The organism is Vibrio cortegadensis, from assembly GCF_024347395.1.
GTDB lineage: Bacteria > Pseudomonadota > Gammaproteobacteria > Enterobacterales > Vibrionaceae > Vibrio > Vibrio cortegadensis.
In genome coordinates this window covers 2,983,072-3,003,204 of the sequence record NZ_AP025472.1, presented here as the reverse complement: position 1 = coordinate 3,003,204, position 20,133 = coordinate 2,983,072, and the positions used below count along the sequence as shown (strand labels likewise).

Here is a 20,133-nt window from a genome sequence, read left to right as displayed (position 1 = left end):
TTTTGGATTACTTCAACTATCAGGACGATGGCCAACTTTGGGCCGAAGATGTGGCGCTTTCAGAGCTTGCTCAGCAACACGGAACACCTTTGTACGTATACTCTCGCGCAACATTAGAGAGACACTGGAATGCCTTCGATCAATCTGTTGGAGAGCATCCGCATTTGGTGTGTTATGCCGTTAAAGCGAACTCTAACCTTGGAGTACTTAATGTTTTAGCTCGTTTAGGCTCGGGGTTTGATATTGTCTCTGCGGGCGAACTTGAACGAGTGATCGCTGCTGGTGGTGATCCCGCTAAAGTCGTTTTTTCTGGTGTGGGTAAAACTGAAGCAGAAATGAAGCGAGCTTTAGAGTTAAAAATAAAATGCTTTAATGTTGAATCTGAACCAGAGTTAGAGCGATTAAATGACGTTGCGGGAGAATTAGGGGTGAAAGCACCTATTTCACTTCGTATTAATCCCGACGTTGACGCTCATACCCACCCTTATATTTCGACGGGCTTACGTGATAATAAATTTGGTATCGCTTTTGATCGAGCACCACAGGTTTATCAGTTTGCGAAAACGTTAAGCAACCTAGATATCCAAGGTATTGATTGCCATATTGGTTCCCAACTGACAGATCTTGCGCCATTTATTGACGCGACAGACCGTTTGCTTGCACTGATTGATCAGCTTAAGGCGGATGGGATTAATATCAAACATCTCGATGTTGGCGGAGGCTTAGGGGTAACGTATCGTGATGAATTACCGCCGCAACCGTCTGACTACGCAAAAGCGCTACTTGCTCGTTTAGAAAAGCATGCAGATCTAGAGCTGATTTTTGAGCCAGGACGTGCGATTGCGGCAAATGCTGGTGTACTATTGACGAAAGTTGAGTTCTTAAAACCAACAGAGTATAAAAACTTTGCCATTATTGATGCGGCCATGAATGATTTAATGCGCCCAGCACTTTATCAAGCATGGCAAGATATTGTGCCTGTCAAACCACGTCAAGGCGAAGCGGTGACTTACGATTTAGTGGGGCCGATTTGTGAGACGGGAGACTTCTTAGGAAAAGATCGAGATCTTGTTCTTGAGCAGGGTGATTTGTTGGCTGTCCGTTCTGCGGGTGCTTATGGGTTTGCGATGTCGTCAAACTACAATTCTCGTTCCCGTGTGGCAGAAGTGATGGTCGATGGCAAAAAAGCGCATCTTGTTCGCCAGCGTGAAGCACTATCAAGCCTATGGGCTCTTGAAAATATTATCCCGGAGTAAGTTGAAGCATTATGCATTTCCATTTTTCTAAAATGCATGGTTTGGGTAATGACTTCATGGTCGTTGACTGTATTACCCAAAACATATTTTTTTCTCCTGATTTGATTCGCCGCTTGGCGGATCGTCATACAGGGGTCGGCTTTGACCAGTTGTTAGTGGTTGAAGCCCCTTACGATCCTGAAACTGATTTCCACTACCGTATTTTTAATGCAGACGGTAGTGAGGTGGAGCAGTGTGGAAATGGCGCTCGCTGTTTTGCCCGTTTTGTTCGTATGAAAGGTCTTACCAATAAATACACCATCAATGTCAGCACCAAAAAAGGCAAGATGGTATTAAAAATTGAAGACAACGATTTGATTACGGTGAACATGGGTGAGCCTGTGTTTGAACCGGCTAAAATCCCATTCAAAGCCAAGCAGACGGAAAAAACCTACATTATCCGCACTGATGAACACACCCTGTTCTGTGGTGCGGTAAGTATGGGTAACCCTCATGTCGTAACGGTCGTTGATGATGTTGATACCACCGATGTCGATAAACTGGGGCCTCTACTTGAATCACATGAACGATTCCCTGAGCGAGTTAATGCTGGTTTTATGCAAGTCGTCAATCGCGAAGAGGTTCGCTTGCGAGTGTATGAACGTGGCGCGGGTGAAACTCAAGCGTGCGGCAGTGGTGCATGTGGCGCCGTTGCTATTGGTATTAACCAAGGTTTACTCGCTGAGTATGTGACGGTTCAGCTACCTGGTGGTGAATTGCAAATCAGCTGGCAAGGTCCGGGTTCTCCTCTGTATATGACAGGCCCTGCCACTCATGTATTTGATGGTCAACTTTCCTGTTAAGTCTTTCCATTATATAAAAATAAATTGTAGAGGATGAGTTTTGTCTCAAGTAGAAGCGAATGCCCTGACGGCTGAAATTGTTGCGGAGTATTTGCGTGATAACCCCGATTTTTTTCTCCAGCGCCGCGAGCTTGTTGATCGTCTATCGTTACCGAATCATCAACAAGGCGCGGTTTCGTTAGTTGAAGTTCAACTGAAGCGTCAGCGTCAACGAATTGAAGAACTAGAAGAAGAAATTACAACGTTAATGTCGTTGGCGGCCAATAACGACAGAACGTTTTATGAATTTATGGAGCTTCAAGAGCAAATTTTACAGTGTGATAATATTGCTCAAGTGGTTAAGGCGATAAAGCTAAAAGCGAAAGATTTAGGCTTGAAGGCTTATGTCCGTTTGCTTAACCAAGAGGTTCCAGAACTTCGTCTTAGCCCAGAACTGAATCTTAGCAAAGAAGGTTGGGCTCGGTTTTCAACCAATCACTTAAATGGTAAAGATGCGTATTTAGGTCGGTTACGTAAAGCCGATCGAGAAGCGCTATTGGGTGAGCATTCAGGGCCAGAACTCGGATCTTATGTGGTTTTACCTTTAGTTAAGCAATCTTCATTAGGGGCTTTGGCTTTTTCAAGTGAAGATGGCGGCCATTTTCAACCTCATATGGATACCCTTTTCCTGCGCCACCTTGCATTAGTTGTGGCTCACCTTATTGAGACCTTAACTTGGCCAGAGAATGACGAACGAATCCAACACACCTCTTCCTTCTAGCTTGCAAAAGCCCTTAAACCGCTTCTATGAATACCTTAGAAGTGAAAAAGGGCTTAGCTTGCATACTCAGCGTAATTACAAACAGCAACTTGAAACCATGGGCAGCCATTTACTCCAAATGGGGCAAGATGAGTGGCAACAAGTGGATGCCGCTTGGGTGCGCCAGCTTGCAAGTAAAGGGATGCGAGAAGGGATGAAAGCCAGCAGTTTAGCGACTCGCCTCTCCTCATTACGTAGTTTCTTTGATTTTATGATCTTACGTGGAGAGATGACGGCCAATCCCGCAAAAGGGGTGTCGGCTCCTAGAAAGCAACGAACGCTACCAAAGAATTTAGATGTAGATGAAATGAACCAGTTGCTTGAGGTGAATGAAGATGATCCTTTAGCTATCCGCGATCGAGCGATGATGGAGGTGATGTATGGTGCGGGCCTGCGTCTGGCTGAAATGGTTGGGATTAATGTAAAAGACATTCATGGTAGCCGTGGTGAAATTCGCGTGATTGGTAAAGGCGATAAAGAGCGGAAAGCGCCGTTTTCTGGACAAGCCAAAGAGTGGGTCGCGAAGTGGCTTAAAGTCCGTGGTGATATTGCTGCACCGGGTGAACCCGCACTGTTTGTCTCTAAACTCGGCAGTCGGATCTCTCATCGAAGTGTGCAAAAACGAATGGCTGAGTGGGGTCAGAAGCAAGCTGTTGCCAGCCATATTAGCCCTCATAAATTACGCCACTCATTTGCGACACACGTATTGGAGTCGAGTAATAATTTACGTGCAGTTCAAGAATTGCTGGGGCATGAAAATATCTCGACCACACAGATTTATACGCATTTAGATTTTCAACACCTTGCTCAAGCGTATGATGACGCTCATCCTAGAGCTCATAAAAATAAGAAACCGAAAGAATCGTGAGTGAATTGGCACATCCACTCATTGAAAATTTGGCACAGTAACGTAGGAGTTAAGCATGCACATCTATCGCCGAACATCAGTCGTCAAAGCCATGACATTTGATCTTGATGACACCCTATATGACAACTGGCCTGTGATTCAAAATGTAGAGCAGAAGATGGTGGTTTGGCTGCATACTCATCACCCGGTATCGGCACTGATGAGCATTGAGCAATGGCAGGTGCTGAAACATGAACTGGCGATTCAAAACCCGAATTTAAAGCATGATGTCACTTTATGGCGCGAAACTCAGATTCAGCAGGGATTAATTCAATTAGGTTATGGTGAACCTGAAGCTACATCGGCAGCCAAAGAAGGGATGGAGCATGCATTGTGGTTGCGAAACCAGGTCGATGTCCCGGAACTTACTCACGAAGTGATGACCATTTTGGCAGAGAAGTTCCCACTGATCGCGATTACCAATGGAAATGTGGATCCTGATAAAATTGGATTGGGGCAATACTTTTCACATGTATTGAAAGCGGGGCCTGATGGTCGAGCGAAACCTTATGCAGATATGTTTGCTCGGGCGGTGGATTTGTTGGGCTTGCCTGCTGAGTCTATTTTGCATGTTGGCGATCATTTGATCACTGATGTATACGGGGCTAAGAGTAACGGCTTTCAAGCATGTTGGTATAATGACCAACGGAAAAATATTCAACATTGCGAAAAAGTGAGAGTTCTGCCTGATATAGAAGTAAATTCTTTGCGTGATCTCTTATACTTCAAATAGAAAAATTCCCATTTATGATAACTTATTGATAGATTAGATATTCTTGTACTCAATGTTTATCTGTTTTTTCTTGATCTGCCTCGAAGAATGCGGACGGTGTCTAGATTTATGTTGGTATTGATTCAAATCTTTAACCGTACTTTATAGACAGACATTAGGCTTTCATGAAAACACACTCAATACTGCTTGATTCCATCGAACAGTTAAATGCCCAGTTAGAAAACTCAGCTTGGAATACAAACAAAAATTATCTAATCCAAGTCTTTTCAACTCAAGCGCCAGAAACAGTCCAACAATACGCCGAAATGCTTCAAATCAAATATCCTAACGGCGTTATCATAGGACAGAGCACAATGAATATCATCTGTGCGAATCAACTTGAGAGTGCGGGAACGTTATGCTTGGTGAGTGAGTTTGATGACACGACATTTTCAGCGACACGGCAAGAGTACAGTTTCTCCCCTAAGCACGATAGCGCCCAACTACTCAATTCATTGAACCTTAAGCCTAATACTCAAGCTATTATCAGTTTTTCAGATCAAATCGAGGATGGTGATTATCCCATCTATTGTGCTTTCAATCAGTCTGACAATTTACCACCTATTTCTGGGGGCCAAGCGCAAGAAAATAGGCATGGCTGTTGGGTTCTATTTGGAACCAAGACATATCAAAAAACGTGTGTCGCAGTGGCATTACACAGTGATAGCTTAAAAGTGTGGCGAGATGCTTACTCTGAGTGGAACCCGATAGGAATGAAACTGAGGGTGACAGAGGCACAAGGTAATCGAATCGATACCATCGAGTACAAACCCGCTTATGACGTCTATAAACATTACCTTTCCGATGGGCATAAGCTCTCTTTTGGTCAGTTGGTTCATTTCCCGTTGTATCGAGAATCCGGTACTTGTAAAGGCGTATGCACCGTCAAACAGGTGCTCGATAATGGCAGTATAGAGTTTGATCAAGCGTGGGAAATCGGTGATGAAGTTCGTTTTTGCTATAACCACCCTTCGTTAACGGTTGAACAAGTTCGTCATGGTACCGAACGTTTAGCTCTGCATCAGCCTGAATCCGTATTCATCTATAACTGCGCATCTCGACTTGATTTTATTGATGGTGCCGAAGAGTTAAAAACCTTTGAAGGGGTGGCAAGTAGTCACGGCGTCTACTGCATGGGTGAGCTGTATCGCTCAGAGCAGAAGCAAGAAATTTTGCATCACAGTATGACCTATTTGGCGATGCGAGAATCGTCTGTGATTGCCAAAATGACCAAGTTTGTTCCTCAAAATGAGCATGTCATTTCTCCACTATTCAGTTTAATCCGTAACGCAATTTCTGATTTAGACACGATGAATGCGCGTATGGAATACAAGCTTGATAAGCAATCGAAGAAACTATTAGACAGCTATCGCTATGATTCCCGAACAGGATTACTAAATCGCGCAGCGTTAAAAGAACACTTAGTTCATATTGATCCTGATGAGCATTTATTAACGTTAAAACTGGTGAACTTTACGCAGGTGAACGAAAAGTATGGTTACCAAGTGGGTGACCAATTGCTGTGTGATTTATCCCAAAACTTCCAATCCCGCTTGGCGGATGTGGTTGGGGAGAAGAGTAGTTTTCGTCTGTTCAGTATTGGTGTTGGTGAGTGGGCGGTTATGTTCAAATCGAACATGCCGAGTTATACCATTAAGGCCCAGTTCGTCCAATTTGCGGATGAAATTGAACACATGAACTTTGAACCTTATGGGTTATCCGATGTGGATTACTTATCCGTCTCTCTGTGTGGAGGGTTGGCAAGTCGTCGTGATTTTATGTCTGACAGCGGTGATGAATGGCTGCTGAAGGCGATAGAAGCTCGTCGTGAGGGGGTCAGAAATAATACACACATCTTTAATGCCAATGAGATTGAGTTGGGTGATGAAAAGCGAAGAGAGCAACTTGGCTGGTTAAGCTGTGTAAGCCGAGCGATCTTAGAACAGAAGATTGTCACCTTTCATCAGCCGATTGTCGCCGCCCACACTCACGACGTGGTTTCACATGAGTGCTTGGTGCGAATTATTGAAGATGATCAGATTATTCTTCCCGGTAAATTCCTACCGATTATTGAAGGGACTCATCTTTACACTCGATTAAGTCGACATATGATTAAAAAAACACTCGATTACATGTCAGATAAGAATCAGTCATTTTCAATCAATTTATCCCCTCAAGATCTGATGAGTGATAAAACGCTGCTATTACTTGAAGCATCAATTAATAATTTGCAGCACCCAGAAAATATTGGGTTGGAAGTATTAGAGTCGGAACAGATTAAAGATTACGGGCGGATGATTGAAGTTTGTAACCATTTCAAATCATTAGGTGCGCGGATTATTGTGGACGATTTTGGTTCGGGTTATTCGAATATCGATGAAATAATTAAACTTGAACCGCAAGTCATTAAGCTTGATGGAAGCCTTATTCGAAATATTGATACGGACTTAAAACAACGTAAAATTGCGTCACAACTTGTTAGATTATGCCAAGTGATTAATGCCAAAACCGTGGCTGAGTTTGTGCATAATGAAGAAGTGTGTCGCATTGCTGAAGGGATGGGCGTCGATTACTTACAGGGTTTTTACCTCGGTGAACCTAGCCGTCTGTTTTGATGGAGGGTTAACTTTTTACACTGCAAGGCATGTATCACGAATGAGAATTTAGGTTAGACTTAATCGTTAAATTCACATAATTAAAAAAATCTATAACCATTCAGTGCTATAGCGACGTTACCATTGCATAATGTTACGTATTACCACTCGTAACTGCTATGTGATTATGATATCTCAGTCTTACTTGATACACGATATTGAACAATTAAGAAGTGAATTGGCTCGCCTTGATAGCCAATTCACGGGTTCAGTGCTGGTTCAAATATTTTCATCACAGCCTCGTTCACTCGTCACGCAGTATAGCCGTGAAATTCAGCAATATTTTAATGACGTCACCATTATTGGGGCCAGTGGAAAGTACGCGATTAAGAGTGGCACGATCCAAAGTGAGAGTTCGTGTTTCGTCTTTACCTACTTTAAACAGTCGACATGTACATCATCGGTCGTGTCATATAGCGCTAATGCGGCGAGCGATAGCCAGTTACTTGCTAAAAACCTAAACCTGTCCTCATCGACAAAAGCCATCATCTGTTTTGCCGACCGTCTTTCAGTTAGTGAACGCTCACTTTTTTCAGCCTTCAGTGAAGGGGATTATCGTATCCCTGTCGCGGGCGGAGCATCTGCTGATACCGATACTGGCCGCTGGATATTACATAACCATACGATCTATGAGAATGCTTATGTTGCTGTGGCGTTGCATGGCGCGGAATTATCGGCATGGACAGGAAGTTACTATGAGTGGAACCCGATAGGTAAAAAATTTCGAATCACTCATGCCGATAAGCATCGAATTTACAGTTTGGATGATCAGCCGATTCAGCATATTTACAATCGTTATTTAGCGGATGGGCTTGATGTGCCTTATGCGCAGATTACCGACTTTCCTTTAATGATTGGCGATCCTCGTGAACAGAATGTGTACTTACCATTAGCTTGTCATCAAGATAATTCCATAACGTTTGACGGTGAGTTCAATGTGGGTGATGAAGTTCGATTTTGTTATGATCATCCCTCACTGACCATTGAACAAGTTCGTTTGGGGTTGCAGCAAGTTGCGTTGCATCACCCACAACAGTTTTTTATCTATAACTGTATATCTCGTTTGGATTTCATTGAGGGAAACCAAGAGTTAGAGCCTTTTCAACAGGTCGCGAATAGTGATGGATTCTTTTGTTTTGGGGAGTTTTGCTATGAGAATGACCATCAACAGATTCTACATCATAGCCTGACGTATTTAGCTCTGCGAGAAGGGCCTGCCGATAATGTGGTTCGTTCAATTCCGCATCATGAACACACGAGTTCTATTTCGCCGCTATTTTCTCTGATTCGAAACGCTTTATTAGATGTTGATATTATGCACCAGGATATGGCACAGAAAATTCAACATCAAGCGAAGGCATTAACAACAAGCTATCGAATTGAAAGAAGAACGGGGTTACCCAATCGAACGGTACTGCGTGAACACCTTGCTAAAATGAAAAAAAGTGAGTATTTGCTAACATTAAAAGTCACGAATTTTCATCAAATTAATGAGAAGTATGGTTACCCGGTTGGGGATATGCTGCTTAGTGATTTAAGCCAATACTTTAAAGATAAGTTACACAGGGTATTTGATAAAAAATGCCAACTATATGGGGTTGGCATTGGTGAATGGTCCATCATCTTCGAAAGCCAAAATAAAATGTCACATATTCAGCAGCGTTTTTCTGAGTTTGCTGAAAATATTGAGCATGTAAATTTTGAGCCGATGGGCTTGCCCGATATTGATTATCTCTCTGTCTCAGTGAGTGCAGGTATCATAAGTAAAGCCGACTTTCCAAATAGCTCTGTAGATGATCTATTATTGCGTTCAATTGAAGCGCGTCGTTATGCGGTGAGCAATAATCAACACTGTTGCAATGCCCGTACTTTGAAAGAGCAAGAGCAGAAACGTCAAGAGCAGTTAAGGGTGTTATCTTGTGTTAGCCGAGCGGTGTTAAATCAAAATGTGATCGCCTATGCTCAACCTATCGTGGCTGCGCATAGTCATGAGGTGCAATCTTTAGAGTGTCTGGTTCGAATCGAAGAGGAAGGGGTGATTATTCCGCCAGGCAAATTCCTCCCGATTATTGAAGACACTCATCTTTATACTCGTTTGAGTCGCCAAATGATCTCACGCACTTTCGATTTCATGAGTAATACAACGGATTCATTTTCGATAAATTTATCCCCCCAAGACTTAATGAGTGATAGAACACTGCAACATCTTGAAGCCGCGATAAGCAAAATTAGCCACCCTCAACGCATTGGTTTAGAGGTGCTTGAAAGCGAGAAAATAAAAGATTACGGACGAATGATAGAAGTCTGCGATCACTTCAAAGATTTAGGGGTGAGCATTATTGTGGATGATTTTGGCTCGGGTTACTCGAATATCGATGAGATCATCAAATTAGAGCCGCAAGTGATTAAGTTAGATGGCAGTTTGATCCGTAATATTGATACCGATAAAAAGCAGCGTAAGATCGCGCAGCAATTGGTGAGTTTGTGCGGCATATTTAAGGCGAAAACTGTGGCTGAATTTGTTCACAACCAAGAAGTATGCAACATCGCAGAAGACATTGGTGTGGATTATCTACAAGGTTACTATTTAGGAAAACCGAAGCGGTTGTTTTAAATCGGTGGTGAAACTATTGCTGGTGGCAGTGTTGGTAAAAATGAAACAAAGGCTCGAATTTTCGGGCCTTTGCTTTTTCTTCGATGCGATGCATGGTTACTTTTTGAGAAGGTGACCGCATTTGTCAGCTTTGAACATGGCCATGTAATGATCAAAATACTGGCTGAGCTGTATTGATGAAGATGTCTCTCCTAGCTGACTGAGTAACTCAATAGCGACTTCACAGGTACATAAATGACCATCATCTTGATTACGTCGGAGCTGATAGCGTGAAGAGGCGGTCGATGACAAATGCACATGAGGTAATGCTTTTAGCCATGGGCTACGACGAAGCATCTTCTTGGCTTCTTGCCAGGTCCCGTCCAAGATAATAAAAAGTGGCTTAATGGCTTGGTGTTGAGATGACGTATCTGACTCTGCCGAATTTTGGGCAGCGGTAGTGTCATGCAGTGTCGTGACATCTACGCTGTGTTCATTGGGGAACAATAAGTAGGGCTGAAGACCTTGAATCTTTATTCGATTGAATAACGCTTCAGGCTGCTCTTTTCTGACCCAAACATGTTGGCTGCATTCGGGCAGCGTTTGTAGCAGTAGACGCCCAGTATTGGTATCTCGCGATAGCTCATTTTCATGCATCAGCAATGCAATCGGTAATGACGAGTGAATGTTAGGTATATCATTACAGATGCATTGATGTTGGAACCCACAATGAGGGCATGGTGTAGTCTTGGTCATTCTGATTGTGTCTTATTCTAAGCTTAACGATGATGATTCGAGTGAAAGTCTTAATTCCCTTGTTCCTGAAATAACACCAATCCGCCATTCGCGATGGGGTAGATAGTGTCACCGACTTTCTCTTTTTGTGCCGTTATTTTTCCATTATGACCCGTAAAGATGCGTTCTGACACTAAGTATTGCCGTTGGTGGCGTGTCATCACCACTTGAATTTGATTGGCATTGAGTTGCTGCCAGAACCCCGTTTCAATCGTAGGAGAGTCACCGTTAGCATAATCATAGGTGGTGATTGCGGTGTGATCTGACTTTAGTTCTAAATTGATACTGAAGTTGACGGATTGAGTGTGACTTGCAAAATAATTGCCTACCCAAGCTAACGTAGGATCTTGATTCGCAAGTGTCGCGCACCCGGTATAATCTTGCTTGTTAATATTCAGCTTTGCTTTCCATCCATACATAGAATCACTCATGGTGTCATTACAGGTGGTTTTATTAAGGCTCAGTTGCCCACCACTAAAAGAATACTTTCGGCTTGCCTGTTGTATAAGGGTTTTATCTAACGCGACGGTTTTCGTCTCTTCTCCCATCGGCTCAAAGTTTATATGCCCTTTAGAAAAAGAGAGAGTCCAAAATGGTTCGTTACCAAATGCGCGAGTAGAACGTAAGGATTGGTCACAGCGGTTCGGATTTTCTGCGGTCAGGAAATTTACATGGTCGACAACAAAACGAGCGGTGTAATCAGCATCAAACCCCATTTGAGTTGGACGCTCTAAATGACCGATAACTTCCCCATATAAAGGTTGATATGGGCGGGAAGTTAAGTTCATCACTTGTTGAGCATACGTTTGAGGTAATGTGAGCCAGAATTGTTTATTACTGCCACAAGGTGTGATGGTTTGAGCTTCATGACCAATAACAACTTCACCTCGCATGATAAATGTAGGAGGCGAAATGGATGATGGGCTATCTAAGCTCGCTTTTGGCATAGGCGTTGGGCTAGGCTCTGATTCTTGTGGAGTAGAGCAAGCTTGTAAAGTGAGTAAAACAAGCAGCAAGCCTGAGATTTTAAGCGTTTTCATGCCATTCATTCCTTATGCGGAGACAAGTCTGCAATCATTATGGCATATCAGTGGTTTAAAATAGAGCGATAGGGCTTCAATTGACCGTTTCCAGACATTGAGGTAGCAGGTGTGAGGATAAAAATGTAGGCATGAAAAAGGCAACCTAAGCTGCCTTTGATTTCGTTACCCTGGATATGGCTTGTATTTAGAAAAGGTTATCTCGTAAGTAATGCGCAACGGCATCATCAGCATGGCTGCCAATGACCTGATTATTCGGTAGTGCTTTCATTACTTTTTCATGAGAAGTGGCCATGACTAACCCTTTTCCTGCCATTGAGAGCATTTCAACATCGTTCATGCCATCTCCGAAAGCAATACAGTTCTCTAGCGTCTTGCCAAGTGATTCAGCCACGACTTTGAGTGCTTCGCCTTTTGACACTTCAGCGGCCATCACTTCTAAACACCAAGGCGTTGAAAATGCGATATTCAATTTATCACCAAAAGAGGCGTTGAGCTCCTCTTCAAACTTAACTAAGTATTCGTGATCTTTTTCGGGATGGGTAAGAAAAACTTTGGCAATGCCATCGGTCGGTGCATTGTCTTTATCGAATAGCGTGTAAGTAAAGCGTGAATCTTCATGAAAGTTTTTCATGTATTCATCTTCTTGGTTGAGTAACCAGTTGTCATCCTGATAGATGTGTATCATCAAATTAGGATCTTGCTTCATGATATCGACGACGGGCTGGATTAGATCTTGGGGTACATTCTGGCTGTACATTAACTGGTCATTTTTATCATGAACACGAGCGCCGTTTGAGGTAATCATGTAAGCAGGGATCCCTGTTTGCTCACGAATACCGGCTACATCTACATGATGGCGACCAGTCGCAAAAATAAAAGTGAACCCTTTTTGATGCAACTCTCGCAAGGTTTGCTTGGTAAAGTCACTAAGCTGATGATTTGGTGCCAGTAATGTTCCGTCTAAATCTGACGCTACAAGTTTGATCATTGCGTGATTATCTTCAATACAGTTTTTGCTTAGTGCGCTAGTGGTCATGCAACCCTCTTTGAACATCAATCGATGACAGTAGTTAATAAATATAGCCCGATTTAAAGCGTGGAAAGCCATCGGTTAAGCTAAGGATTTTACGCCAAATTAAACAGGAAAAAGAGGGTAAAAGTCAGGTGGTTGATTTCCTTATTTCGTCATTAATTGTTTTTAAAAAATTAAACAGCGCATCTAATGTTTGATTACGATACCGATCTTGTTCGAACAGTAGCTCATGTTTAGAGCCCGTAACACGGATCATTTGGCTGCAATGATTCGTTTTATTGAGTTTAGTAAAGAAGGTCTCTTGAGCGGTGTTACTGACGATCTGATCATTACCTGCCTGCAATAGAAGCAGAGGAATATGTATTTGTCGGGTTTGCTGAATGCACTGTTTTGCCGCCATCAAGCCTTGCCAAACCCAACGAGTACTTGGGCCTCCAAGTTTTAACTCAGGCTTTTTCTCATAAAGGTCTCGGAACCAGTGGTAGCGAATGGCACTTTGGGTAAGCAAGCTATCTTTAAAAGGCTTGGCATAATAGGCTTTATGGCCGGGAGCGTAATTTGGGGTTGCATGAACTTCGGTAAGCAGTTGGCTTAATCCCATCGCAATTGGGCGTAAGTACCAAGCAACGTTAATGCCGTACATTGGGGCACTTAACGCGATCGCATCAAAGCTATGCTGTGGTGTTGTCTCTAAGTAACGGGTCGCAATGGCACCACCCATAGAGTGAGCTAGTAGATAACGCTTTTGATAGTGGCCGAGTTTAAAATGGTCGACCATAGCAACGAGATCCACTAGGTAGTCATCAAATTCATCTACGTATCCCATCTGTTTATCGTCAATCAGGCGATCGGATAAGCCTTGACCTCGATGATCAAAAGAGTAGATGTCATAACCCTGTTGGTAAAGGTCATAAAACAGCTCTTGATATTTCCAAGCGGACTCAATACGCCCATTGACTACCACAATGGCTTTAGTATGCGACGCTGAGGTAAGAGAGCACCAGTAGAGTGATTTTTTGTCGCTACTTTTGATATAGCCATCATTACGCTGCTGCCACAGTTCTGCAATCTGATGATTGATTGCTTGCTCAAAATTGCTCTCTTGGGTATAACGAGAATTCACAGAGCTCGAATTGACCATAAAACTACCTATTGTATGGATTGATCTTGAGTGGCGATTAATATTCGCTAGATTAAAGCAGTAGAGAGGAAATGCAATGGATACTCATGTTTGGTTGGCATATGTTGCTACCGCTATTATTTTTAGTTTAGCGCCGGGCTCTGGAACCGTAAATTCGATCAGTAATGGCTTAAGCTACGGCACTCGAAAGTCACTCGCGGCCATCGTTGGGTTACAGTTAGGCATGATTTTCCATATCATTTTAGTTGGAGCTGGCATCGGTGCATTAGTCGCGCAATCGGCATTGGCATTTTCAATCATTAAATGGGTTGGTGTGGTTTACTTGGTGTGGTTGGGTATCCAAAAGTGGCGAGATCGTTCGAGCATGGTTGCGAGAATGGGTGATGATGGTCTCTCAAGCATGACATTAATGCGTAAAGCGATACTGATCAATTTAACCAATCCTAAGTCGATAGTCTTCCTCGTCGCGCTTTTCCCTCAATTTTTAGACCCAGCGAAAGACCAACTTACTCAGCTTTTAATTCTGGGTGCCACTACGGTATTTATTGATGCGGTTGTTATGTTAGGTTACACATCATTAGCGTCACAAATGGGACGATTTATTCGCTCAGATGCCGTGATGGGTAAAATAAATAAAGTCTTTGGTTCAATGTTTATCGGTTGTGGTGCATTATTAGCGGCAGCTAAAGCGTAGCAGATCAAAATAATCAAATAGTTATATTGAGTGGATCGATGAATAACACCTATGTGGCAAGACAGCCTATTTTTAACCGAAAACAGAATACTATCGGGTATGAGCTGTTATTTCGTGACGGTGAAAATAATGCTTACCCAGCCCATATTGATTCAAACCGGGCCACTTATCGGCTGATTGTCGAAAATTTCTTATCGATAGGCGTTAATCCGACGATTCAAAGTTCGCGTTGTTTTATTAATTTCCCTCAAGCTAGCTTATTGCGTGGCTTGCCTCTGACTCTGCCTAAAGAAAGTATTGTGGTAGAAATTCTAGAGACGTGCGAACCGACGGATGAATTGCTTGAGGCGATACGTGAACTTTATCGCCGTGGTTATATTCTGGCTCTTGATGATTTTACCTTTCTTCCTGAATGGGAACGTTTTCTACAGTACGCCCATATTATTAAACTCGATATTATGGCGTTAGGCTTAGACAATGCTTGCCAAATTGTGCGTGAACAGCAGTTAAAAAGGACTAAGTGTCAGTTTCTCGCTGAAAGAGTCGAAACGGAAGCTGAATTTGAAAAAGCAAAAAACTCAGGTTTTAAGTTTTTCCAAGGTTACTTTTTTAGCAAACCTGAAGTGATGAAAACGCAATATGTCGGGCCAGAACAAGCGATTGCAATGGAGCTATTTCAAGAAGTTTGTAAGCCCGGAGTTGACTTTAAACAGGTGGAAAATATTGTCGCTAAAGATGTGGCGTTGTCATATAAATTATTGCGCTTTGTTAATACGATGTCACCGCGCCTTGAAGTCACTATCTCCTCTTTTCGCCAAGCTTTAGTCTATTTAGGGCAAGATAAGCTTAAGATTTTTGTCTCTTTGGCTGTTGCGTCTTATGTTTCTGATAAGAAGCCGAAAGAGCTATACAATATGTCACTGCATCGTGCTCAATTTTGTCAATTGATGTCTCGGTATCGCCCTTTTCAAGATCATCAAGAACAAGCCTTTATGATTGGACTGTTTTCAATGCTTGATGCTCTGCTTGATCTCTCCTTAGACAGTTTGGTTGAACAACTTCCGTTAAGCCATGTTATCAAGGTCGCACTACTCAGACGAGAAGGGCCCTACGGAAGCTTACTAGCATTGGAAGAGTGTTATGAACATGCTGATTGGAGTGGCATGGAGGAGCACTGTAAAATATTAGGCTTAAATATGGATGATGTGCGCTATGAATTAGTGGCGGCACAGAAATGGAGCCAAGACATGGTCAGTCTTTCTTAATTGCTCGACGCCACCTTATCATTTTTGGATATGAATTTTTGATGACAAGAACGCACTCGCATTGACGGGTGCTTTTTTTTATCTATTATATATGGATATGCGTATATGTGAGATTTAAGTATGTTACCTCATCAATTTTTTAAAATGCTTGCGGATGAAACTCGCATGCGCTGCCTGCTAATTATTGCTCGTGAAGGCAGTTTGTGTGTGTGTGAATTAACGCAAGCTTTAGGTGAAAGCCAGCCGAAAGTATCGCGTCATTTAGCACAGTTACGTCAATCCGGCGTGCTGGTGGATGAGCGAAAAGGGCAGTGGGTGTATTACCAAGTCTCAAGCGATCTTCCTGGTTGGATGAGGAAAGTGATCACCAGCTTGAAGGAGTCAAATTGCTTGCAGCAACAGTATTTAACCGATAGTGAACGATTGAAATCGATGAGCGATCGACCTTGTGTTTAATGGATTGAATTGAGTAAAGATTGAGAGAGAAAGAGTATGACGATTAAGATTGGTATCAATGGATTTGGACGAATTGGTCGCTTGGCTTTAAGAGCGTCATTTGATTGGCCAGAAGTGGAGTTTGTGCAAATAAATGATGTGGCTGGAGATACCGCGACTTTAGCGCATTTGTTGGAATTCGATTCTATTCAAGGCCGTTGGCACCATGCTGTAACGGCTAAAGATTCAGATATTGTTATTAATGGCCATAAGGTTGCGACTTCGCAAGAGAAAGAGATTAATGCCGTTGATTGGTCTGGCTGTGATGTTGTGATTGAAGCGACAGGCGTACATCGCAAAACGGCTTATTTGAACCAGTACCTTGAGCAAGGAGTGAAGCGCGTTGTGGTTTCTGCTCCGGTAAAAGAGGACGGTATTGCCAATATCGTTGTCGGTGTGAATGACCATATTTTTGACCCTGCAGTACATAAGATTGTAACAGCGGCATCTTGTACGACGAATTGCTTGGCTCCTATCGTTAAAGTGATTCATGAAAAGTTAGGCATTGAGCAAGCCGCGTTCACGACGATTCATGATTTGACCAATACTCAAACCATTTTGGATGCACCTCATAAAGACCTACGCCGTGCTCGTGCATGTGGTATGAGTTTGATCCCAACCACCACAGGGAGTGCTACTGCAATTGTTGAAATATTCCCTGAGCTAAAAGATAAGATCAACGGTCATGCGGTACGTGTACCTTTAGCGAATGCGTCACTGACAGATATTATTTTTGATGTTCAGCGCGATACAACCGCTGAAGAGGTGAATGCGTTACTGAAAGAGGCGTCAGAGAATGAATTAAGCGGCATTCTTGGCTTTGAAGAGCGTCCATTGGTCTCTATTGATTACAAAGGGGATCAACGTTCAACGATTGTGGATGCGCTTTCAACGATGTTGGTCGGTAAGCGTATGGTGAAAATTTATGCTTGGTACGATAACGAAATGGGGTACGCGACTCGTACTGCTGAATTAGTTCGTACTGTTGGTTTGGCATAAGGAGCAAACATCATGACAAATTCTACTGTTCACCCAACGTGGCAACTGGATGTAGAGACGGGAGCCTTAGTGCTCACACCGTGTCCAGGTACTAAAGGGGTCGATCTCGATACTTCTTTAGCCCAGCTTAAAGCTCAAGGTGTTGAAGCGATTGTCACAGCACTTGATGATGCTGAACTGGCAAGTAAAGGCGTGAGCGAACTCGGTGAGAAGACCCAGGCTCTAGGCATGCGATGGTTTCAGATTGAAATTGAAGATGACTGTGCGCCAGGGGCTGATTTTGCCAAAAAATGGCAAGCCGTGAGTCCAATACTGCATCGTATTGTGGAAGATGGCGGCAAGGTGGCGATGCACTGCATGGGTGGGTCAGGTCGTACAGGGCTATTTGCAGCGCACTTTCTATTAGAGAAAAACTGGGCATTAGAAGAGATTATTCGTGATGTTCAAGCTCTTCGTCCGGGAGCGTTTACCAAATCCGTTCAAGTTGAATACATCAACAGTGTCGCGGCTCAATAATTTTTGATTCGTTAGCGAAAAGAGCTTTAGGATCACCATGTCCCTAAAGCTCTATGAGCGACAGCTCGGGGAATAAAAGCTCCATGAACTACCTGAATCATTTTCCTTCGATAGGTATGACGTTATGTTTTCAAGCCTAAGCAAAAGCGTTCGCCAATATATATTGGTCACTTTTAATTATTGGAATTTTACATTAACCGATGGTGCGCTTCGCATGTTGGTGGTGCTCTACTTCCATGATTTAGGTTACGGAACGTTAGCGATCGCGTCTCTGTTCCTTTTCTATGAATTCTTTGGAGTGGTGACGAACCTCATTGGTGGCTGGTTGGGTGCTCGATTAGGGCTAAATCGAACCATGAATGTCGGTTTAGCAATGCAAATTATCGCCTTACTCATGCTCGCGGTGCCAAGTGGGTGGTTGACGATACCATGGGTGATGGCGGCTCAAGCATTATCAGGAATCGCCAAAGATTTAAATAAAATGAGTGCAAAAAGCGCGATCAAGACACTAGTGCCAGATAACCAACAAGGTGCGTTGTATAAATGGATTGCGATTCTCACGGGGTCTAAGAATGCACTTAAAGGTGCGGGTTTTTTCCTAGGTGGGTTGCTGTTATCGATGATTGGCTTTCAAGCCTCGGTTCTGTTGATGGCTTCTGTCCTCGCGGTGGTACTGATTGGCAGTTTATCGTGGTTAGAAAGCGATATGGGCAAAGCGAAAAATAAACCTAAATTTACTCAGATCTTCTCTAAGTCTGAACCGATCAATATTTTGTCCGCCGCGCGAATGTTCTTATTTGGTGCCCGTGACGTATGGTTTGTCGTTGCTCTGCCTGTCTACCTGGGTAGCGTGTTTGGTTGGGATCACTTGTGGGTCGGTGGTTTTCTCGCGACATGGGTTATTGCGTATGGTGTGGTTCAAGGCTTTGCCCCTAAGATCACAGGGAAAGCGCAAGGACGAGTGCCAGATGGTCATGCGGCTCTACGATGGGCAGGGTTACTTGCCATCATTACAGGGCTGATTGCTTATGCCGTACAAATCGGTTGGCAGCCACAATTAGTGATTGTATTGGGGTTGATGATCTTCGGTGCGGTATTCGCGGTCAACTCATCATTACACTCTTACCTTATTGTGAGTTATGCCAAGGGTGATGGCGTATCAATGGATGTCGGTTTTTACTACATGGCGAATGCGATGGGCCGTTTGATTGGTACGATTCTGTCGGGTTGGGTATTCCAAGTGGCGGGGCTGGCAGCGTGTTTGTGGGTTTCGTTTGCTTTTCTATTGGTGACGACACTCATTTCACTCAAACTCCCGACACTTTCGAAAGATAGAGCCATTCAGTAGGGGATCTTATTGGTTGGCATGAGTGATGAAGAAGCCGCGTATGGTTATCCTACGCGGTTTTTTTTCTATTCATCGTAACGAGCGTTAATTGGATAATTTAATTTACTCGTTATGCTCTCGACTTAGCGCTTTTAAGATCAGTTGCAATGCTGGTTGTAAGCTCGTTGTGGCGGGGTAACATAGCCCTAAGCGGCGAAACATTCTTGGTCCATTGAGCGGGCGAGTGATCAGTTTTTGAGAGGCTTCTAATACACCAGTCGGTAGAAATGAAATACCTAACCCAGACTGCACCAAGTGCATGACTTGAGTTTTGTGTTCTGCTTTTGCCACCATATTCAGGGCGAGTCCATCACAAGCCAGTAGTCCAACGGTTTGTTGATGCGCTTGGCAAGGTGGACACTCAATAAAATCGTGCTGGTGGAGTTGATATGGCTCGACACTCTCTTGTTCGGAAAGTGGGTGATCAGGCAACATACAAAGAACGTAGTCCTCATCCCATAGCGGTAGGAATATCTCATCTTCCCCCTGAAATAGATCTAGGGTGATTCTCGCATCGCACTCTGCATCATGATCGACAATCTCTATCAGTAGGTTTGGGATCTGCTGAGTTAATCTTTTGAGCAGTTTTGCCATTTCAAGCTGGCTGATATCAGGGAAATTTGCCAGCTTGATCGGTAAGCATTCGGTTCTTTCTTGGAATAAGCTAGGTAACTTATTTATGTCATTAAGTAAACGAATGGCAAGAGGGTAGAGGTAATGCGCCTCATCAGTGAGGTCGACCCCTTTTTTATGTCGAACAAAGAGCGACGTATTTAACTCTTCCTCTAGCTGTTTTACGGCATTTGAAATGGAGGGTTGAGAGACAAAACAACGTTCAGCCGCTGCCGTGATATTTTTCTCTTCATAAACAGCAACAAAGCTGCGTAACAGGCGTAAGTCCATCCTCATTCCTTTTCTAAAAATCAAACCATAAGTTTAACT

Annotated in this window: 18 protein-coding genes; 13 read left to right on the top strand and 5 right to left on the bottom strand. The window is 43.3% G+C overall.

The genetic code is table 11. The features are described from left to right. Positions 1-2: 2 nt before the first annotated feature. The 7 genes from lysA (at position 3) to OCV39_RS13945 (ending at position 9,844) form a co-directional block, all read left to right on the top strand. The gene (gene lysA, locus OCV39_RS13975) at positions 3-1,256 is read left to right on the top strand and encodes a diaminopimelate decarboxylase (RefSeq protein ID WP_017052862.1); all 1,254 of its coding nucleotides are present in this window, start codon (positions 3-5) and stop codon (positions 1,254-1,256) included. An 11-nt stretch (positions 1,257-1,267) separates the two neighbouring features. Next, positions 1,268-2,098 (top strand): diaminopimelate epimerase, encoded by an 831-nt coding sequence (dapF, locus tag OCV39_RS13970; protein WP_261888645.1) that lies wholly within the window; start codon positions 1,268-1,270, stop codon positions 2,096-2,098. A gap of 40 nt (positions 2,099-2,138) precedes the next feature. Next, positions 2,139-2,858 carry a DUF484 family protein gene (locus OCV39_RS13965; protein WP_017052864.1) on the top strand — a complete coding sequence of 240 codons (720 nt, stop codon included), beginning with the start codon at positions 2,139-2,141 and terminating at the stop codon, positions 2,856-2,858. Continuing rightward, positions 2,824-3,765, top strand: coding sequence for a tyrosine recombinase XerC (gene xerC / locus OCV39_RS13960; RefSeq protein ID WP_113798809.1), 942 nt, complete (start codon positions 2,824-2,826; stop codon positions 3,763-3,765). The genes OCV39_RS13965 and xerC overlap by 35 nt, the downstream gene beginning before the upstream one ends. Before the next feature lie 55 nt (positions 3,766-3,820). After that, positions 3,821-4,537: a 5-amino-6-(5-phospho-D-ribitylamino)uracil phosphatase YigB gene (gene yigB / locus OCV39_RS13955; RefSeq protein ID WP_136995775.1), complete on the top strand. Its 717-nt coding sequence runs from the start codon at positions 3,821-3,823 to the stop codon at positions 4,535-4,537. 164 nt (positions 4,538-4,701) lie between these two features. Next, positions 4,702-7,191 carry a bifunctional diguanylate cyclase/phosphodiesterase gene (locus OCV39_RS13950; RefSeq protein WP_261888644.1) on the top strand — a complete coding sequence of 830 codons (2,490 nt, stop codon included), beginning with the start codon at positions 4,702-4,704 and terminating at the stop codon, positions 7,189-7,191. 166 nt (positions 7,192-7,357) lie between these two features. Then, on the top strand, positions 7,358-9,844 hold the full coding sequence (locus tag OCV39_RS13945; protein WP_261889524.1) for a bifunctional diguanylate cyclase/phosphodiesterase: 2,487 nt from the start codon (positions 7,358-7,360) through the stop codon (positions 9,842-9,844). Between the two features lie 96 nt (positions 9,845-9,940). Here OCV39_RS13945 and OCV39_RS13940 read toward each other — a convergent pair whose 3' ends face one another. The 4 genes from OCV39_RS13940 to OCV39_RS13925 all read right to left on the bottom strand — a co-directional run bounded on the left by OCV39_RS13940 (position 9,941) and on the right by OCV39_RS13925 (position 13,835). Then, positions 9,941-10,579: a tRNA-uridine aminocarboxypropyltransferase gene (locus tag OCV39_RS13940; RefSeq protein ID WP_029203402.1), complete on the bottom strand. Its 639-nt coding sequence runs from the start codon at positions 10,577-10,579 to the stop codon at positions 9,941-9,943. Between the two features lie 50 nt (positions 10,580-10,629). Further along, positions 10,630-11,658: a COG3650 family protein gene (locus OCV39_RS13935; protein WP_261888643.1), complete on the bottom strand. Its 1,029-nt coding sequence runs from the start codon at positions 11,656-11,658 to the stop codon at positions 10,630-10,632. 187 nt (positions 11,659-11,845) lie between these two features. After that, positions 11,846-12,697, bottom strand: coding sequence for a Cof-type HAD-IIB family hydrolase (locus tag OCV39_RS13930; RefSeq protein WP_261888642.1), 852 nt, complete (start codon positions 12,695-12,697; stop codon positions 11,846-11,848). A 124-nt stretch (positions 12,698-12,821) separates the two neighbouring features. Then, positions 12,822-13,835: an alpha/beta fold hydrolase gene (locus OCV39_RS13925; protein ID WP_261888641.1), complete on the bottom strand. Its 1,014-nt coding sequence runs from the start codon at positions 13,833-13,835 to the stop codon at positions 12,822-12,824. Positions 13,836-13,911: 76 nt separating this feature from the next. Here OCV39_RS13925 and rhtB point away from each other — a divergent pair, with 76 nt between their 5' ends. The 6 genes from rhtB to arsJ all read left to right on the top strand — a co-directional run bounded on the left by rhtB (position 13,912) and on the right by arsJ (position 19,152). Continuing rightward, on the top strand, positions 13,912-14,529 hold the full coding sequence (gene rhtB, locus OCV39_RS13920) for a homoserine/homoserine lactone efflux protein (protein WP_017052873.1): 618 nt from the start codon (positions 13,912-13,914) through the stop codon (positions 14,527-14,529). A gap of 38 nt (positions 14,530-14,567) precedes the next feature. Beyond that, positions 14,568-15,794: an EAL and HDOD domain-containing protein gene (locus OCV39_RS13915; RefSeq protein ID WP_017052874.1), complete on the top strand. Its 1,227-nt coding sequence runs from the start codon at positions 14,568-14,570 to the stop codon at positions 15,792-15,794. Positions 15,795-15,914: 120 nt separating this feature from the next. Beyond that, positions 15,915-16,250 carry a metalloregulator ArsR/SmtB family transcription factor gene (locus OCV39_RS13910; protein ID WP_017052875.1) on the top strand — a complete coding sequence of 112 codons (336 nt, stop codon included), beginning with the start codon at positions 15,915-15,917 and terminating at the stop codon, positions 16,248-16,250. Between the two features lie 36 nt (positions 16,251-16,286). Then, a complete protein-coding gene (locus OCV39_RS13905; protein ID WP_017052876.1) occupies positions 16,287-17,288 on the top strand; it encodes an ArsJ-associated glyceraldehyde-3-phosphate dehydrogenase in 1,002 nt (333 codons plus the stop codon). Between the two features lie 12 nt (positions 17,289-17,300). After that, a complete protein-coding gene (locus OCV39_RS13900; protein WP_261888640.1) occupies positions 17,301-17,804 on the top strand; it encodes a cyclin-dependent kinase inhibitor 3 family protein in 504 nt (167 codons plus the stop codon). Between the two features lie 124 nt (positions 17,805-17,928). Continuing rightward, the gene (gene arsJ / locus OCV39_RS13895; RefSeq protein WP_017052878.1) at positions 17,929-19,152 is read left to right on the top strand and encodes an organoarsenical effux MFS transporter ArsJ; all 1,224 of its coding nucleotides are present in this window, start codon (positions 17,929-17,931) and stop codon (positions 19,150-19,152) included. Between the two features lie 102 nt (positions 19,153-19,254). Here the strand turns inward: arsJ and OCV39_RS13890 are convergent, their stop codons facing one another. After that, a complete protein-coding gene (locus OCV39_RS13890) occupies positions 19,255-20,094 on the bottom strand; it encodes a LysR family transcriptional regulator (RefSeq protein WP_113798830.1) in 840 nt (279 codons plus the stop codon). Positions 20,095-20,133: the final 39 nt, after the last annotated feature.

Excerpts from the sequence above, each read along its gene's own strand:
- dapF (WP_261888645.1), top strand. The coding sequence starts at position 1,268 with ATGCATTTCCATTTTTCTAAAATGCATGGTTTGGGTAATGACTTCATG.
- xerC (WP_113798809.1), top strand. The coding sequence starts at position 2,824 with ATGACGAACGAATCCAACACACCTCTTCCTTCTAGCTTGCAAAAGCCC.
- yigB (WP_136995775.1), top strand. The coding sequence starts at position 3,821 with ATGCACATCTATCGCCGAACATCAGTCGTCAAAGCCATGACATTTGAT.
- OCV39_RS13950 (WP_261888644.1), top strand. The coding sequence starts at position 4,702 with ATGAAAACACACTCAATACTGCTTGATTCCATCGAACAGTTAAATGCC.
- OCV39_RS13945 (WP_261889524.1), top strand. The coding sequence starts at position 7,358 with ATGATATCTCAGTCTTACTTGATACACGATATTGAACAATTAAGAAGT.
- OCV39_RS13940 (WP_029203402.1), bottom strand. The coding sequence starts at position 10,579 with ATGACCAAGACTACACCATGCCCTCATTGTGGGTTCCAACATCAATGC.
- OCV39_RS13935 (WP_261888643.1), bottom strand. The coding sequence starts at position 11,658 with ATGAAAACGCTTAAAATCTCAGGCTTGCTGCTTGTTTTACTCACTTTA.
- OCV39_RS13930 (WP_261888642.1), bottom strand. The coding sequence starts at position 12,697 with ATGACCACTAGCGCACTAAGCAAAAACTGTATTGAAGATAATCACGCA.
- OCV39_RS13925 (WP_261888641.1), bottom strand. The coding sequence starts at position 13,835 with ATGGTCAATTCGAGCTCTGTGAATTCTCGTTATACCCAAGAGAGCAAT.
- rhtB (WP_017052873.1), top strand. The coding sequence starts at position 13,912 with ATGGATACTCATGTTTGGTTGGCATATGTTGCTACCGCTATTATTTTT.
- OCV39_RS13915 (WP_017052874.1), top strand. The coding sequence starts at position 14,568 with ATGAATAACACCTATGTGGCAAGACAGCCTATTTTTAACCGAAAACAG.
- OCV39_RS13910 (WP_017052875.1), top strand. The coding sequence starts at position 15,915 with ATGTTACCTCATCAATTTTTTAAAATGCTTGCGGATGAAACTCGCATG.
- OCV39_RS13905 (WP_017052876.1), top strand. The coding sequence starts at position 16,287 with ATGACGATTAAGATTGGTATCAATGGATTTGGACGAATTGGTCGCTTG.
- OCV39_RS13900 (WP_261888640.1), top strand. The coding sequence starts at position 17,301 with ATGACAAATTCTACTGTTCACCCAACGTGGCAACTGGATGTAGAGACG.
- arsJ (WP_017052878.1), top strand. The coding sequence starts at position 17,929 with ATGTTTTCAAGCCTAAGCAAAAGCGTTCGCCAATATATATTGGTCACT.
- OCV39_RS13890 (WP_113798830.1), bottom strand. The coding sequence starts at position 20,094 with ATGGACTTACGCCTGTTACGCAGCTTTGTTGCTGTTTATGAAGAGAAA.